The sequence below is a fragment of the Flavobacterium sp. LMO6 genome, from assembly GCF_009495795.1.
In the GTDB taxonomy this organism is placed as follows: Bacteria; Bacteroidota; Bacteroidia; order Flavobacteriales; family Flavobacteriaceae; genus Flavobacterium.
The window spans coordinates 1-796 of sequence record NZ_WIBH01000056.1 but is presented as its reverse complement, the minus strand read 5'-3'; the positions used below and the strand labels follow the sequence as shown (position 1 = coordinate 796).

Here is a 796-nt window from a genome sequence, read left to right as displayed (position 1 = left end):
GGAACTTGGTCACCAGCCCTAAACAACACAACAACTACTACTTACACATTTACACCAACAGCCGGTCAATGTGCTACAACAACAACATTAACTATAACAGTTAATCCAACTCCAGTATTAACTGTCTCTTGTGGTGTATCAACAGCTTCAAGTGTTACTTTTAATTGGAATTCTATTGCTGATGCTACAAGTTATAGTTATTCTTATTCTGTAGATGGAGGACCAGCTGTAACAGGTTCTTTATCTAATGCAACGACAACATTTACAATTAATAGTTTAGCTGCAGGTCAAAATGTAAGTATAACTATTACACCAGTTGGAAGTCTTTGTGGACAACCAGCAACATCAAATTGTGTTTCATCAAATTGTCCTACACCAATAGTTGATACTGTTGGAAATATTTCTGCTTGTTCAAATGCTACTATTTCAGCAATTAACTTTACAAGCCCATCAGCAGGGGTTACTTTTACTTGGACAAATACAAATACTTTAATAGGTCTAGGTACAAGTGGAGTGGGTAATATTCCATCATTTACTGCTGCCAATGTAGCAACGCAACAAGTTGCAACAATAGCAGTAACTGCAAATGATGGTGCGTGTTCGGGACCTTCAATGTTCTTTACAATTACTGTTAATCCAAATGTAACACCAACTTTTGCAGCTGTTTCACCAATTTGTTCAGGTGCTACTTTATCATCGTTGCCAACGACTTCTACTAATGGAATCAACGGAACTTGGTCTCCAGCCCTAAACAATACAACAACTACAATTTATACGTTTACACCAACAGCAGGAC

The 796-nt window shown here is 37.4% G+C and carries 1 pseudogene; it reads left to right on the top strand.

Features of this window, described 5'->3' with window-relative positions:
• Positions 1 to 796, top strand: a pseudogene (locus GFJ99_RS13510) (gliding motility-associated C-terminal domain-containing protein); the annotation flags it as partial.